We start from the raw sequence: 14598 nt of genomic DNA, 5'->3' as shown, positions 1-14598 counted from the left end.
AAGCTGCGCTCAGGCTGCGGCCGATCCGTGCTGGATGGCGACGGCAGCACGCGGTTCGCTGTGCACGTAATCGATCGCCTCCAGTACCTGGGCGATCGGCGGCACTGAGTGGCCGTCGCCGATCGAAATCGAGCGGAACGGCGCTTCGATGCCGAAATGCGATGGCGGCGTCGCCACAAAAATCATGACCGTGCGCTTCTGCAATCCGTGCGCCAGATGAACGAAACCCGTATCGGTCCCGACCACCAGCGCGCACGCGTCGATCATCTGCGCGATTTCGGTCACGTTCAGCTTCGGCAGGACGGTCGAGCCCGGCACCTGCGACGCAATCTGCTCCGCCTCGGCGCGCTCGCCTTCCGAGCCCCACGGCAGCACCACATGGAAACCGCGTTGCGCCAACTCGCGACCGACCGCCACCCAATGAGGCAGCGGCCACTTCTTGTCGTCTTTGGAGGTGGCGTGAAACAGTGCCGCGACCGGCGCGCTGTCAGCCGCGAACGGCGCGGTGGCCGGCTCTGGCAGGCGCAGATTGTAGACGGCCGGGCCTTCGACCTCGTAACCCAGTGCCTCGCTCGCGCTGATGCGCATGCCATGCCACGCATCGCAGCGCTGCGGACGCGGGCCAAAACGCCCCGTATAGGCAAATGCGGCGCCCCGCTCGCCCAGATCCTGTGACTGGTAGCCAATACGCTTCGACGAACGCGCCAGAAAGGCGATGATCGCGCTCTTGTACACGCCGTGAATATCGATGATGTAGTCGTAGCGATAGGCGCGCAATTCGGCGATCGACGCCGCGATCGCCTTGAAATCGCCCCAGCGGCGCGCCTTCTTGAAACGGCGCAGCGGCGCGCAAAGCACCCGGTCGACGCTCGTGCTCCAATGCACCAGTTCGGCGAAGGCCTCGTCGGCCGCCCAGTCCACTTCAACGCCTGGAAACGCGCGTTTTATGTCGGCGGCGACTGGCAACGCCTGCACGATATCGCCGAGCGAAGTGACCTTGACGATAAGGACTCGCTTCATTGAGGACCTGTTAATTGTTCGAACATCCAAACATTTTAGCCGACGATTGGAATAATCTTCACCGAACGCTCCAGTGCGCCGTACGTTCATTAATACAGAGCGTTACACTGCGCGCCTTACGAATAGCCTTTTTACTATATTTTAAAATACTTTCATACAGTTGAAACGATAGAGCACGCTTTATAATTCAGCCTTTGCGCCAGCACATCCCCATGTCCCGGGCACTTCCTCCCCTCTCTTCCGGCATCGTGCGTCGCGCCAGACGCTTGTGGCGTCAATACGGCATCTTCTGGCTCGGCGCGATCGCGGTCGGCCTGGTGGCGGTGCTGTATGCCAGGCTGATCGATTGGGGCTACGGCGAATTCCGCACCATGCAGCAGCGGCACGTGTGGGCGCCGTTGATCGTCACGCCCGCGGTCGCGGCGCTCGCCGTCTGGCTCACGCGCACGTTCTTCCGCGGCGCCGAAGGCAGCGGCATTCCACAAGTCATCGCCACCCTGCATGCCAAGCCCGGCGAATACGGCGCGCGACTGCTGTCGTTCCGGATTCTGTTCGGCAAGATCGCCGTGTCGTTTCTGGCGATTCTCGGTGGCTTCACGATCGGCCGCGAAGGGCCGACCGTGCAGGTCGGCGCGGCGCTGATGTTCAATCTGCGGCGGCTGTATCCACGCTCGAACGCGCAGATCGAACGGCAACTGGTGCTTGCAGGCGCGGCAGCGGGTTTGTCCGCGGCGTTCAATACGCCGCTGGCGGGGATCGTGTTCGCGATCGAGGAACTCACGCGCAGCTTCGAGGCCCGCGCCAGCGGCGTGCTGATTACGGCGATCATCATCGCCGGCGTGATCGCGCTGGGGCTGAACGGCAACTACACCTATTTCGGCACCATCCAGATCGGCGCGCACTTCCCCGATCTGCTGGCAGTGGCCGTTCTGCTCACGGCAATCGTCACCGGTATTGCGGGCGGCGTGTTCGGCTGGCTGCTGCTGAACACCGCGCGCTGGATTCCGGCGCCGCTGCGTCAGTTGCACGGCGAACGGCCGGTCGCGTTCGCGGCGCTGTGCGGTTTCGTGATCGCAGTGGTCGGCCTCATCTCCGGCGGTACGACCTTCGGCAGCGGCTATGCGGAAGCGCGTGGCCTGCTCGAAGGACACGAGCACCTGTCCGTGTTCTATCCGTTTCTGAAGATGATCTCGATGGTCGGCTCGTACCTGCCGGGCATTCCGGGCGGCATCTTCGCACCGTCGCTGTCGATCGGCGCGGGTTTCGGCAATCTGCTGCACATGGTGTTCGATTCGATGCAATTGCCGATGCTGATCGCCCTCGCGATGGTCGGTTATCTGGCTGCGGTCACGCAGTCGCCGATTACGTCGTTTGTGATCGTGATGGAGATGATCGATGGTCATGCGCTGGTGATTTCGCTGATGGCCACCGCGTTGATTGCGAGCCGTGTGGCGCGCTTCTTCGCGCCGCCGTTGTATGAGTCGCTGGCACAGCGCTATATGGCGCCGCTGCCGCAGCCGGCATCCGCGCCGGTGCCGGAAGTACCCGAAGTCGACGCGCCCGAACCGGCGGTCGTCGATGAGATCACGGGCGATGCGCCTGCTGAAGACGGCGCCCCGCGTCAGTAAACTACAACCGCCGGCGCGCGCATATAAACCGGCCGTGCCGGCACCACCACGCAACCGGCCAGCATGACCGCCAGTACGGCGATCAGGAGCAGATTCTTTTTCATCACGTGTTCCTCTGAAACACAGGCAAGCGCTACGCCGGACGCACGAGCGGCGCCTGTGTCGTCAAACTGGAGGGAGCGGCACGAGCGGTGTCGATTCCGCCGTGCCGCACACTGTTGAAGCCGGTGGACTTACGCCCAGTGGCCTTCGACCCAGCGGTAGTTCGGACCGTGTTCGACCCAATGGCCCGGCACCCAGTGGTAGCCGACGCGTTCGGCCTGCCAGTGGCCCGCGTCCCACACATAGCGGCCGTGGTCCCAACGCCAATGACCGTGATCCCACACATAACCGACACGCGGCGCGGGCACGGCTTCGTAACGCACGGCCGGCGGTGCGGACGGCGCGATCACGACGACTTCCTCGGCCGAAGCGGAGGCCACAGCGGATGCACCGGCAGCGATCAGAACAGCGTTGGCGATCAGCAAGCGAAAGGTCTTGTTCATGTTTTCCCTCTTTGGATGGACACCGGATGCGGCGTTATCCGTTTAATGCACGAGGGGACGAAGGCGCTGACTGTGGGCGTGTAACGGCGCACGCTGAAGTGCAACGGATTATTTCGCCGCGCGAAATGCAGGCGTGCGAAGGCCTGTGCGGGTGCACATGAACACAGAAGTAGCGGGGACGACTGCGAGGGAAACGGCGGGAGGACACAACGGATACAAAGAACGCATCACAACAGCAACAGCAGCGCTTACGCGCCCCACCTCGTCACGTCACATCGACGGGACGAAACAGAGCGCGCAGCACGTTACGCGGAACCCGCCTGCGGTATTTCGATCTTGACCTCGAGCACTTCGAGATCGTCCTGGCGTTCCAGGCTCACACGAATATCGTCATTGGAGATTTTCACGTACTTTGAAATCACGGCCACCAGTTCGCGTTGCAACGCAGGCAGGTAATCGGCAGGCGCATGGCCGCCGGCGCGCTCATGCGCGATGATCAACTGCAGGCGTTCCTTCGCTACCGACGCGGACTTCTTCTTCTCGCCCAGCAAAAACGAAAGAATCGACATGACGTGCGCTCCCCTTACTTGGTGCCGAAGAGGCGCTGCAGCAGCCCTGGCTTCTGGTAATCGGTAAAGCGAAGCGATTTCTGCTCGCCGAGGAAACGCGACACGACATCTTTATAGGCTTCGGCGACGTCGGTACCGTCGAGGTGCACAGCCGGCAGGCCCTGGTTCGACGCATGCAGCACCGCTTCCGATTCCGGAATCACGCCGATCAGATCGATGCGCAGAATTTCCTGGATGTCGGTCAGCGACAGCATTTCACCTTCGCTCACGCGCTTCGGGTTGTAGCGCGTGATCAGCAGGTGTTCCTTGATCGGTTCCTTGCTTTCGATTGCGCGCTTGGTCTTCGACGACAGGATGCCGAGGATACGGTCCGAGTCACGCACCGAGGAGACTTCCGGATTGGTCACGATCAGCGCTTCGTCGGCGAAGTGCATGGCGAGCAGCGCGCCCGATTCGATACCCGCCGGCGAATCGCAGACGATGTACTCGAAGTCCATCGCGATCAGGTCGTTGATGATCTTCTCGACGCCTTCCAGCGTCAGCGCGTCCTTGTCACGCGTCTGCGAGGCCGGGAGGATAAAGAGGTTCTCGCACTTCTTGTCCTTGATCAGCGCCTGGTTCAGGTTGGCTTCGCCCTGGATCACGTTGATCAGGTCGTACACCACACGGCGCTCGCAACCCATGATGAGGTCGAGGTTACGCAGGCCGACGTCGAAGTCGATCACGGCGGTTTTGCTGCCACGCAATGCGAGGGCCGATGCAAAACTCGCGCTCGTGGTCGTCTTGCCCACGCCACCCTTGCCCGAAGTCACCACAATGATTTTTGCCATTACCCTTACCCTGTGTTCGTCAAATTCGTCAATTATGTGCGGCCATATTTGCCGTGGAACGCCGCGCGCCGTGTACGTTCAGGGCAGCGCGCGCTTCACGTCGATCAGGTGAGCCGCAACGGTTCGATCATCAGCTTTTCTTCTTCGAGCCAGATCTGCACCGGCTTGCCGAGCACGTCGGCCGGCAGCGGGTTCTCGGTCGTCCGATAGATGCCCGCGATCGAGATGAGTTCCGGCTCGAGACACGTACAGAAAATGCGCGCGTCGTGATTGCCCTGCACGCCGGCCAACGCCCGGCCGCGCAGCGGCGCGTAAATATGGATGTTGCCTTCCGCGATCACTTCCGCGCCGTAGCTCACCAGACCGAGCACGACCAGATCGCCCTTTGCGTAGATGCGCTGGCCCGAGCGCAACGGCTTGTCGACCACCATGGTCTGCGACGAGGTGGCGAGACGCACGGGCTCGGCGGCCGGCGCAGGTTCGACCGCGGCAGCCGTGGCCGGTGTGCCCTCTACTGCCGAAAACAGATCGGCCGGCGGCGTGGCCGTCGCTGCGGTGGTAGCCGGCGCCGTAGCGGCAGCATTGGCGGCTTCCTCGTCAGCGGATTTAGCAGATGCGCCGCGACGGTCGCGCGCTTCGAGCAACGGCAGCGCGGATTCCGCCGCCCACGTCTGCTGCGCATTGGCCACCACGCCGACCGGGCGCATGCGCACGCTGTCGAGCAGTTGCGCGATGTCGGCGAGCGGCACGCGTTCGTTCTCGGCGAGCCGGCGCACGTCGATCGCGACGACGTCGTTAGCGAAAAATTCGGGGGTCGCCTCGAAGCGCCGGGTCAGTTCGGCACGCATTGCGTCGAGGTCGGTTGTCTTGACCACAAACAGGAGCGTGTCGACAGAGCCGCTGCGGAGTTCGAAAAAGGGCGATTTCTTGGGCGACATAGCGTTCGGCAAAAAATTTTGCGTATTTTACAGGCGTCCAGGCGGGGAGCGAGTTTTTTTGCCGACAGAACGCACCACGGCGGCCTGAATACCCATGACGTGGCCACGCCTCGGCCATTCAGGCCGCGTTCTGGCCGGTCATTCGGCCATGAACGCTGTAGCGACGCGGATGGGATGTGAGCGGCAGGCTGACGCGCCGCTCGCGGGATCACTGCTGAAATACCTGCGACGTGGTCGGCACGTGCCGCACCAGCAGGCTTTCGGCCTGCTCGGGCGCACGCACGACGCGCCGATGCTCGCCGGTGGGACCGAAGCCGAGCGCCTCGTAAAAGCGCATCGCATTGCGGTTGGCGTCGGCGACCCACGCGTAGATTTCCATGGCGCCTTCGCCCGCGAGCCAGGCGCTGGCGGTGTCGACCAGCAACTCGCCGCCTCGCAGATGACGCACGGCCGGCGCCACCCACAACTCGCAGACGAACGCGCGCCGCGCCGCGGTGTCGTCGAAATAGGCTTCGACTAGTCCTGCCGGATGGCCCTCGGTATAGAGGATGAAACTGGTGAAGATGAACGAAACAGCGTGTTCGGCAGCGGTGGCGTCGAAGGTGGCGGCATCCGCCGACAACGCGTCCTCTAGCGTCTCGCCGAAGGCATAGGGCGCCTCCCGCAGCGACGCAGTACGGAGTTCGCGGAAAACAGCGCCCTGATCAGCGGCGATACGGCGAACGGTCAATGACGGACTCATGCAGACGAAAACCCCTTGAAACCCTAAGGCATAGCTTTAACCGAACCGGCGCGCGAGTCAAATCCTTATTTGCCGGATCGGACTGCAGCGGCGGTTCCTGGTACAGGCGCTGCGCGCCCACTGCGCAGCAATTCGCACGCCCACCGTCCTGATAGCCGGTTCGTCAGGCGCGCCGGCCACTGCGTTCAAGGCGCTTCGTAATTGCCGGTGCCGTCCGGCCACGGCGTCAACAGCTCGTAGCCCTCTTCGGTCACGGCGATCATATGCTCCCATTGGGCCGACAGCGAACGGTCTTTGGTGACCACGGTCCAGCCGTCACGCTGCACCGCGGTGCCGGCGCGGCCCGCGTTGATCATCGGTTCGATCGTGAAGACCATACCCGGCTTCAGACGCACGCCTTGCCCCGGCTGACCGTAGTGCAGCACTTGCGGGTCTTCGTGATAAACACGGCCGATGCCATGCCCACAATAGTCGCGCACGATCGAGAAGCCGTCGCGCTGCGCGATCTTCTGGATCGCGTAGCCGACGTCGCCGAGCGTGGCGCCTGGCTTGACCTCGCGGATGCCGGCCAGCATCGCTTCATAGGTCGTGTCGATCAGTTGGCGCGCCACCGTGCTCGGCTGGCCGACGCAATACATGCGGCTGGTGTCGCCGAAATAGCCGTCCTTGATGATCGCGACGTCGATATTGATGATGTCGCCGTCTTTCAGGATTTCGCTGCGGTTGGGAATGCCGTGGCACACCACCTGGTTGACGGACGTGCAAACCGTCTTCGGAAAACCCAGATAGCCAACATTTGCCGGAATCGACTTTTGCGTATTGACAATGTAGTCGTTGCACAGTGCGTCGAGCTCGTCGGTGGAGACACCGGCCTTGACGTGCTCGCCGATCATCGCCAGCACGTCGGCCGCGAGGCGGCCGGAAATGCGCAGCTTGGCGATGTCGTCAGGAGTCTTGTAGGTAATGGCCATGAATTCGGTGGGGGTGAAACGATGTTGACGATCGGCCAATTGTACAGAGGATCGCCGGAGGGCCTCCGCGAGTCGGGTCCGCTCGCCGAATTCGCCGCGAGCACACGCATATCAGTCCGCTGAGGTGAGCACGAATTGCATCACGTCCGTGCGTCCTTCGTCGAAGCCGGCTTCGCAGTACGCCAGATACAACCGCCACGTCCGCACGAAAATCTCATCGAAGCCTTGCGTGTGGATCGTATCGAGTTGCGCTTCGAACGCGCTGCGCCAGCGGCGCAGGGTCTCCGCATAATCGCGCCCGAATGCCAACGACGTGCGCGCCGTGAGCTTGCCACGCCGCGCTGCTTCGATGAAACGCTGCGGACTCGGCAACATGCCGCCCGGGAAAATGAATTCGCGGATGAAATCACTGGTTGCGCGATAGGCGGCGAAGTGCGAGTCGTCGATCGTGATGGTTTGTACGAGCGCGCGTGCGCCAGGCAGGAGACGCTCGCGCAAGATGCCGAAGTACGTCGGCCAGAATTTTTCGCCGACGGCTTCGAACATTTCGATCGATACGATGCTGTCGTATTGGCCCGTCAGCGTACGGTAGTCGCGTAGTTCAAGATTCACCCGGTCGCTCAGGCCTGCTTCACTCACACGTTGCTTGGCGAATTCAAGCTGCGCCGGCGAGATCGTTATGCCGTGCACGTGGATTCCTTGGCGCGCCGCGTGCATCGCAAAACCGCCCCACCCGCAGCCGATTTCCAGAATGCGCATGCCTTCGCGCAAACCGAGCGTATCGATGATGCGTTGATACTTCCCGTGCTGTGCGGCTTCGAGCGATTGATAGAAATTGCCGTCGAACACCGCGCTCGAATAGGTGAACGTCGAATCCAGCCACTGCGCGTAGAACGCGTTGCCGATATCGTAGTGCGCGTGAATATTGCGCTGACTGCCAGCACGCGTATTTGGCCTCAACTTATGACGCAGCCCGTACCAGAGTTGCGCGAGCCAGCCGCCGTAGACCGTGCGTTGCAGCGCGCGCTCGTTGCGAATCGCCACGCGCAGCAAGGCGGCCAGATCAGGCGTGTCGACCCAGAACGCGCGCCATGCGTCGGCGAAACCGATATCGCCTTTGCGCAGAATCGCGCCGCACGCACGCCAGTCGCACAGTTCCAGGTGCGCGCCCGGCGCCGCGTGCGGATCGCCGAACACGCGCTGCTGGCCGTCGGGCGTGATCAACACCAGATGCCCAACCTGAATCCGTTCGAGCAGAGAGAGAAACAGACGGCCCGACGCGGGGATGGTTCGGTGCTCGCTCAGGGTTCTTGAAAGCGCCATGGCTGAATCTCCTCAATCGGACGAAATGGGGCGCGCAGCGGCGGACGGTCGGCCGGCTGTGGCGTGGTCGGTGGATGCGTCAGCGGTGCGGCTCGGCGCGGGATGTTTGCCGTAGAACGGCGCTTTCTTGATGGCGAGACGCAACGCCTGCCAATGAATTCGTGCGACGACGCCGACGGTCAGCAACGGCTGACGGATCAGCGCGGCGAGCGCTGTCGAGCGCGTTAAGGGTTTCAATCGGCCACCCAGCGCCGTGCGGATCAGCAAACCGTCAATATCCTGGTAGTCGATAGAGACCGACGCGCTGTTTGGTGTCTCCCTGACGCGAAATTCGTAGGTCCCCTCGACGCGGCAAAACGGCGACACGTGTAGCACTTTTCGGCATTTGAGTTCCGTTTCAGCCGTGATCGGCACGTTGCCCGCAGCGCTCAGCAGATAGCTGTGACGATCGCCAAAGGTGTTGCGCACCTCAGCCAGCAACGCTCGCAGATGACCGTCACGATCGTGGCAAAACCAGAAACTGACTGGATTGAACGCATAGCCGAACACACGTGGGAACGCTTGCAGCCAGATCTTGCCGTCCGCTGCTTCAATACCCACCGCTGATAGTTGCGCGCGCATCCATGTGGCGAGATCGCTGCCGTCGCGCGGACCGTGATCGCGCTGGTACAGGCTGAGCAGGCCCCAGCGATCGACGCCGAACCATCCGCTATCGAGTGACGCAAGACGATCCAGATCGCAGCGCACGCAAAACACCGAGTACGTAAAGCGATGGTGCTTCGGCCGCAGACGCTCGTGCATCACCTGGCCCGTCAAAAGCCAGGCAGCCGGATCAACGTTGGCTTCGACGCGAGCGGGATTCATAGCCTGGCCCACGCCGGCGACGCGTCGAAATCGGCGGCCACGCGCAGTGCCGATTTCAGACCGTCCTCGTGAAAACCATAGCCCGTCCACGCGCCCGCGAACCAGGTGCGGCGCTTGCCTTGCAGCGACGGCAGACGGTGTTGCGCATCGATGGCGGCCAGATCGAACAACGGATGGTCGTAGACGAAGCGGCGCAGTTCGGTGCCCGGTGCCGGCTGCATAACCGGATTGAGCGTAACGACGAGGGGCGTCCTGAACGGCAGCGGCTGCAGTTGATTGACCAGATAACTGACACACACCGGATGCGTGCCGTCGACCGCGCGGCACCCCAGATAATTCCACGCCGACCACACACGCTGACGACGCGGCAGCAGATTCGTATCCGTATGCAGCACCGCGACGTTCGGCTGATAGCGCACGGCGGTTAGCACGCTGCGCTCGTCCTGATCGACGTCGTTGTCCAGCAGACGCAGCGAGGTCGGCGCGTGGGTGGCGAGCACCAGCGCGTCGAAACGCTCCGTGCCCTTGTCCGTGAAGACATCGACGCCGTCTGCATCGCGTCGCACGCCTTTAACCGCGGTACCGATACGGACGTCGTCGAGCGTGCCGACGATACGCCGCACATACTCGCGCCCTCCTCCGACCACCGTTTTCCACTGCGGCCGGCGATTCACCTGAAGCAGCGCGTGGTTCAGACAAAAACGCAGGAACGTGGTGGCCGGGAAAGCGAGGATGTCGGCGGTCGCGCTCGACCAGATCGCCGCGGCCATCGGCAGCAGGTAGTGGCGCTGGAACGCGCCGCCGTAGCCACCGGCCGCTAGCAGTTCGCCCATCGATGTGCGTGTTTGCATCGCGAGCTCGAGATTGCTTTGCGCACTGCTGTTGAAACGCATGATGTCGCGCAGCATGCCGATGAAGGTTGGCGAGAACAGGTTGCGACGTTGCGCAAACACCGTATTCAGGCTGGTGCCGGCCCATTCGAGACGGCCTTCGTCGAGCGAGACCGAGAAAGTCATCTCACTCGGGTGCGACTCGACGCCCAGCTCGGCGAACAGCGCGATCAGGTTCGGATAGGTGCGGTCGTTGAAAACCAGGAAGCCCGTGTCGACGGGATGCGTGTGACCCTCGAGCGTGACGTCCACGGTGTTGGTGTGGCCGCCCGCGTAGCCTGCCGATTCAAATAGCGTGACCTGATGATTGCGCGCCAGCAGGTAGGCGCTGGCCAAACCCGAGATACCGGCGCCGATGACCGCGACCCGCGAGCCGCACGGTAGTGGTGAGGTCGGTGCGGAATGGGTCATTGGCGCGTCTCCTGGTTTCACGGGCGCGCGGTCGGTTCGTGAGGTATGGAGGGGGTTGCGCGTCCTTGAAAGGATTTACGCAGCGGGGGTTGAAACGGATGCAAATCTGGCGGATTTTGGGCGGCAGACACGGGCACGCGACCCGGCGAGACAGAGCTAGCCGGCGTGCGGCGTGCTCACATTGGCAATCGGGGAGAGTTGTTCATGCCGGGCCGCGAGGGCCCGGCAGAAAAATCTACCGCGTCAGCGCACCGGAATGATCAAGTGCTGACCGATAAGGATGAGGTTGGGGTTCGGCAGGTTATTGCGCTTCTGCACTTCAACAAATCGCGCACCGCTTCCCAACTGGCTCGCGGCAATGGCGTTCAGCGTGTCGCCCGAGCGGACCACGTAGGTCTTCTCGCCGCCGGTCGCAGCGGTGGTGAGCACCTGGTCGCTGATGAAGTATTTACGCAACAGGTCCAGATAGGCCGGCGACTGCTTGACCTTCGCGATCGCGGAGTTCAGGTAGATCAGCAGCGCGCTGTCTTCCTTGCGTACGCCGATTTTGTACGCGAGGTTGGAGCCGTCCAGCTTCGTGACCGCGAACGTCAGGTCAGTGCCCTTGATCTCCGATACGCCGAACGGATAGTCGTAGACGATGGCGTCGACCTGATGCTCGTCCAGGAAGTGCGACATCCACGACCGCTGACCTTCGATGCTCGCATCCGACAACTCGACGATTTTGCTATTCGGGAACGCTTTCTGGACGTACGCTTTCACGTCCGGATCGCCCTGCAGAACGCCGACCGTTTTGCCCGCCAGATCGGCGGCGGAGCGGACCGACGAACCCTTGGCGACGATCAACGAATAGCCGAAGTCCTCGACATAGGGAATCGAATAGACGACGCCGCTCGGGGTGTTGTCGGGGAACGTCAGGCCGTCCATGGCGACGTCGACGACCGCGTTGCCCTGCTTGTCGGTTTTCGTCAGCTGATCGGGGACCGCCGGATACGTGTCCACGCCGTGATGCGTGTCGACAGCGATGGTCGGATGGTCGCCCGAGGTGAACTCTTTCTGTGCGAACAGCAGATTGGCGAAGTCGACGTTGAAGCCTTGCGGCTTGCCGTTGTCTTCCGAGTAAAACGGCCGCGATGGATTTTCGACGCTGACGCGCACGACACCGTTGCTCAGGATCGACTTCAGCGTGTCCTTGTTGGGCACGAAACCGTCCGGATTGCTCGGGGCTGGCGTTTTGACGTCGGCGCTGCTGGGGTTGCCGGTGTCGACTCCGTTCACCCCGCCGTTCACCGCGACGGTGTCTTTGTCGGCGCTCTGGCCGCTGTTAAGCGGATTTTTCAGGCCGCCTTCGTGGATATACCAACCGGCAGCCAGCAAGATCAGGAAAAGAACCGAACCCAGAATTTTCTTCATTGTTTTTTGATCGAGTTGAGTAGTCGAGCGGTGCGCGCCTGATTATTTGGGCGCTGCGGGCGAGCCGAGTTGCTGGGCGGGCGGACTGATAGCGCCCAGCTCGGTAGCGGCCTTGGCTTGCTGCACTTCCGCGCTTTCCATCAGCGACGTTTCCATTTCGGAAAATGCTTTGTTGACCGAGTTCATCACGGAGTCGAGCGCGGCGTCCGTTTTGATTTGCGCGAAAGTGTCGCTGGTTTGCATGCCGGCGATCTTGTTCATGCGTTGCGCGGATTGCGACATGTCCCACAGCGCTTTGGCCCGATCAATCGCGTCGGAGAATCGCTTGAGTTCGTCCTGAACCTGCTTATAGCGCCCTTCGCGAAACGCGAGCAGTTTTCTCATCGTCGCGAGTTGGGTCTCGAAACGGGCCGCGTCTTCGGGATACTGTTTTTTGAACTGCGCGGTTTTATCTTCGAAGTTTTTCACTTCGGTGCGGAAATCGGTGATGCTCTTCTTGAACCGCTCGGCCCCTTCCTGCTTTTCGGCCAGTTCGTTGTAGAGCGTCTCGATCGGGTTCGACTTTGCTTCGTTCACGAACATCTTGACCTTCTGGTTCGCGAACTTCATGGCGAGAACGGGACCGAAGTTGATCGCCGCAAGCCCGATCACCGCCGCGAGGATCAGGCCGACCAGGCCTTTGACCAGCAGGATGGCGAGCGGCGCGCCGATTGCGATGCACAGCCCGATAATCGACCACTTGATGACTTTGTATTTCGTGCTGCTTTTGGTCGTGTCAACGACCGAATTGCCGACTGACATGTGAATCCCCTTTTGAAGCCTGTTTTACAAAACTGGTCTTGCAAACTGTTCGGGACATCGTGGTGGCGGTGCGTTTGGCGTCTGTGTTTTTGGGCTCGACGCGAAAACGCTGTATGACTTTACAGGCACTCAGGCGACTCGGGAAGTGCCACTTCTTTTTCACCGTAATTCGGCGGGTCATGAACTCGAATCGATCTCTAGTGGGCAAGAGCTGCGCGTGTCGGATTCAGGCGGAAATATTTATGACAAGCAAGCATCGGATTATTTTCTAATTGCTTTCAACTCCCGTGTCCGCTGAGGCTGAATTCGTCCATGTGAGCGGGAAAACGCACGTCGAGTATGCGAATGGCATAAATTCGGTGCTGTGCTCGCTTTTTTTTTGCTTCGTTTGGGATGAAGCGAAGTTGGGTCGTGAAGGAAGTCACGCAGCGCGATCAAACGGGCGATGCAGGGAGCACAAGGATCAAATGATCCCTATGTCGGCGGCGGCAGGGACAAAGGCCGAGAACGTCGATCGATTCAAATTAACGTTTCATATCCAATGTGTTCAAGGTGCCGGCCTGGGCCGCTCGCGCGCCAGGCCTTACCGTGTCCGCATCAATCTCCGGAGCGCGGGGGCGCTGCATACATTGCTAGCCAGAAGCGAAGGGCTGACTACAATGTATTGATAAAAACGAAATTGTAGGGGCGGTCGGCGGTCCATTCAGGCATAGCGGTCAGTAGCGTGACGTTTCAATTCCTTCATTGGAGGCATGGCCATGACCTGCCTGAACGAAAGGATTGTCGGCGCAATATTTTTTATTCTGAGCGGATATGCGTTCGCGGGTGGCGTTGTCATCGACGCGCCCGTAGAGATGACCGTTGCGAATATCGCGCCTCTGCCCGAGACGGTTGTTCCGCCCATTCCGGAACCGCAACGGTATCTGCACCGTTATGAAATGGAATATCAATCGGATCAGGGAAAGCCGTTTTACGCGCAAGTCGATAATTTCTATAGCACGCAGGCGACCCGCGATTTCCGATTTGGCGCCGGTAGCGCCACACCGACGCCTGAGGCGGCGCCGCAGCAGGCATCGAGTTACCTCAATCTGGGTCCGTCGACGGCGCCGCAACTCTGGATAGTCCAGTTGCCGAACGCGACTCTAACGCTCGGTGCGCAACCGCAGCGAAGACTGTCGTTGACCGTCGAAGACTGGGTCTTTTCTGGAACTGCACGTGTGGCAGTTCTGCATTCACACGATACGGGTGCGACGCTTTCTGTTTGGCATGGCTTCTGATCTGGAGTTTGCGGGTAAACGCAATGTCGTCCGATCGCCAATGTCGGGGCGAGAGAAATGCTGCCTCCGTCCGGTCGCGATACACGCGACCACATTTGCGTATCTATGAACCGCAACGATGGATGCAAATGTGGCGGACTTAGAGCGTGAAGAAGATACCGATTTGCCTGGGTGGTTGGCCTCCAGTTGGGTGCGGTGATTTATACTTTTGGGTGCCGCCTAGACAAGGGTGGCCGGGTTTGACAGCCCGGTGCGACCTGCAAAGTCGCTCGATTCTCTGTTTCACGGAACGCAGTAATCCTGATGAAACCGGCTGTTCCATCAGCCGTTCCCTACCCGGACATGCGAAGCTGGCAACGGCTTGGTGTGAAGCTCC

General features: G+C 61.2%; 14 protein-coding genes. 2 read left to right on the top strand and 12 right to left on the bottom strand.

The features are described 5' to 3' along the window. Window positions 1-9: 9 nt before the first annotated feature. Window positions 10-1020, bottom strand: a complete 1011-nt coding sequence (gene waaC / locus FSO04_RS06650) for a lipopolysaccharide heptosyltransferase I (RefSeq protein ID WP_154558930.1) — start codon at window positions 1018-1020, stop codon at window positions 10-12. A gap of 212 nt (window positions 1021-1232) precedes the next feature. Here waaC and FSO04_RS06645 point away from each other — a divergent pair, with 212 nt between their 5' ends. Beyond that, on the top strand, window positions 1233-2648 hold the full coding sequence (locus FSO04_RS06645) for a chloride channel protein (protein WP_154558929.1): 1416 nt from the start codon (window positions 1233-1235) through the stop codon (window positions 2646-2648). Window positions 2649-2881: 233 nt separating this feature from the next. Here FSO04_RS06645 and FSO04_RS06640 read toward each other — a convergent pair whose 3' ends face one another. The 11 genes from FSO04_RS06640 to FSO04_RS06590 form a co-directional block, all read right to left on the bottom strand. Beyond that, on the bottom strand, window positions 2882-3193 hold the full coding sequence (locus FSO04_RS06640; protein WP_154558928.1) for a YXWGXW repeat-containing protein: 312 nt from the start codon (window positions 3191-3193) through the stop codon (window positions 2882-2884). 305 nt (window positions 3194-3498) lie between these two features. Further along, complete coding sequence (gene minE, locus FSO04_RS06635) at window positions 3499-3762, bottom strand: cell division topological specificity factor MinE (protein WP_028196771.1); 264 nt, start codon at window positions 3760-3762, stop codon at window positions 3499-3501. 14 nt (window positions 3763-3776) lie between these two features. After that, window positions 3777-4592, bottom strand: coding sequence for a septum site-determining protein MinD (minD, locus tag FSO04_RS06630; RefSeq protein ID WP_054035077.1), 816 nt, complete (start codon window positions 4590-4592; stop codon window positions 3777-3779). Between the two features lie 104 nt (window positions 4593-4696). Continuing rightward, window positions 4697-5530, bottom strand: a complete 834-nt coding sequence (minC, locus tag FSO04_RS06625) for a septum site-determining protein MinC (RefSeq protein WP_154558927.1) — start codon at window positions 5528-5530, stop codon at window positions 4697-4699. A gap of 208 nt (window positions 5531-5738) precedes the next feature. Then, complete coding sequence (locus tag FSO04_RS06620; RefSeq protein WP_154558926.1) at window positions 5739-6272, bottom strand: GNAT family N-acetyltransferase; 534 nt, start codon at window positions 6270-6272, stop codon at window positions 5739-5741. Between the two features lie 185 nt (window positions 6273-6457). Then, a complete protein-coding gene (map, locus tag FSO04_RS06615; RefSeq protein ID WP_154558925.1) occupies window positions 6458-7243 on the bottom strand; it encodes a type I methionyl aminopeptidase in 786 nt (261 codons plus the stop codon). A 111-nt stretch (window positions 7244-7354) separates the two neighbouring features. Next, window positions 7355-8566, bottom strand: coding sequence for an SAM-dependent methyltransferase (locus tag FSO04_RS06610; RefSeq protein ID WP_154558924.1), 1212 nt, complete (start codon window positions 8564-8566; stop codon window positions 7355-7357). A gap of 12 nt (window positions 8567-8578) precedes the next feature. Continuing rightward, the gene (locus FSO04_RS06605; RefSeq protein ID WP_154558923.1) at window positions 8579-9430 is read right to left on the bottom strand and encodes a DUF1365 domain-containing protein; all 852 of its coding nucleotides are present in this window, start codon (window positions 9428-9430) and stop codon (window positions 8579-8581) included. Beyond that, on the bottom strand, window positions 9427-10731 hold the full coding sequence (locus tag FSO04_RS06600) for an NAD(P)/FAD-dependent oxidoreductase (RefSeq protein WP_154558922.1): 1305 nt from the start codon (window positions 10729-10731) through the stop codon (window positions 9427-9429). The genes FSO04_RS06605 and FSO04_RS06600 overlap by 4 nt, the downstream gene beginning before the upstream one ends. A gap of 243 nt (window positions 10732-10974) precedes the next feature. After that, a complete protein-coding gene (locus tag FSO04_RS06595) occupies window positions 10975-12144 on the bottom strand; it encodes a transporter substrate-binding and LysM peptidoglycan-binding domain-containing protein (protein WP_154558921.1) in 1170 nt (389 codons plus the stop codon). A 42-nt stretch (window positions 12145-12186) separates the two neighbouring features. Then, window positions 12187-12945, bottom strand: coding sequence for a hypothetical protein (locus tag FSO04_RS06590; RefSeq protein WP_154558920.1), 759 nt, complete (start codon window positions 12943-12945; stop codon window positions 12187-12189). Window positions 12946-13703: 758 nt separating this feature from the next. Here FSO04_RS06590 and FSO04_RS06585 point away from each other — a divergent pair. Beyond that, complete coding sequence (locus FSO04_RS06585) at window positions 13704-14222, top strand: hypothetical protein (protein ID WP_154558919.1); 519 nt, start codon at window positions 13704-13706, stop codon at window positions 14220-14222. The last annotated feature ends 376 nt before the right edge of the window (window positions 14223-14598 follow it).

It is taken from the genome of Paraburkholderia madseniana (assembly GCF_009690905.1).
Lineage (GTDB): Bacteria > Pseudomonadota > Gammaproteobacteria > Burkholderiales > Burkholderiaceae > Paraburkholderia > Paraburkholderia madseniana.
The sequence above is the reverse complement of the archived record's forward strand: the minus strand, read 5'-3'. Positions and strand labels throughout refer to the sequence as shown.

Excerpts from the sequence above, each read along its gene's own strand:
- FSO04_RS06645 (WP_154558929.1), top strand. The coding sequence starts at position 1,233 with ATGTCCCGGGCACTTCCTCCCCTCTCTTCCGGCATCGTGCGTCGCGCC.
- FSO04_RS06610 (WP_154558924.1), bottom strand. The coding sequence starts at position 8,566 with ATGGCGCTTTCAAGAACCCTGAGCGAGCACCGAACCATCCCCGCGTCG.
- map (WP_154558925.1), bottom strand. The coding sequence starts at position 7,243 with ATGGCCATTACCTACAAGACTCCTGACGACATCGCCAAGCTGCGCATT.
- FSO04_RS06590 (WP_154558920.1), bottom strand. The coding sequence starts at position 12,945 with ATGTCAGTCGGCAATTCGGTCGTTGACACGACCAAAAGCAGCACGAAA.
- FSO04_RS06620 (WP_154558926.1), bottom strand. The coding sequence starts at position 6,272 with ATGAGTCCGTCATTGACCGTTCGCCGTATCGCCGCTGATCAGGGCGCT.
- FSO04_RS06605 (WP_154558923.1), bottom strand. The coding sequence starts at position 9,430 with ATGAATCCCGCTCGCGTCGAAGCCAACGTTGATCCGGCTGCCTGGCTT.
- FSO04_RS06600 (WP_154558922.1), bottom strand. The coding sequence starts at position 10,731 with ATGACCCATTCCGCACCGACCTCACCACTACCGTGCGGCTCGCGGGTC.
- minE (WP_028196771.1), bottom strand. The coding sequence starts at position 3,762 with ATGTCGATTCTTTCGTTTTTGCTGGGCGAGAAGAAGAAGTCCGCGTCG.
- waaC (WP_154558930.1), bottom strand. The coding sequence starts at position 1,020 with ATGAAGCGAGTCCTTATCGTCAAGGTCACTTCGCTCGGCGATATCGTG.
- FSO04_RS06585 (WP_154558919.1), top strand. The coding sequence starts at position 13,704 with ATGACCTGCCTGAACGAAAGGATTGTCGGCGCAATATTTTTTATTCTG.
- FSO04_RS06640 (WP_154558928.1), bottom strand. The coding sequence starts at position 3,193 with ATGAACAAGACCTTTCGCTTGCTGATCGCCAACGCTGTTCTGATCGCT.
- minD (WP_054035077.1), bottom strand. The coding sequence starts at position 4,592 with ATGGCAAAAATCATTGTGGTGACTTCGGGCAAGGGTGGCGTGGGCAAG.
- minC (WP_154558927.1), bottom strand. The coding sequence starts at position 5,530 with ATGTCGCCCAAGAAATCGCCCTTTTTCGAACTCCGCAGCGGCTCTGTC.
- FSO04_RS06595 (WP_154558921.1), bottom strand. The coding sequence starts at position 12,144 with ATGAAGAAAATTCTGGGTTCGGTTCTTTTCCTGATCTTGCTGGCTGCC.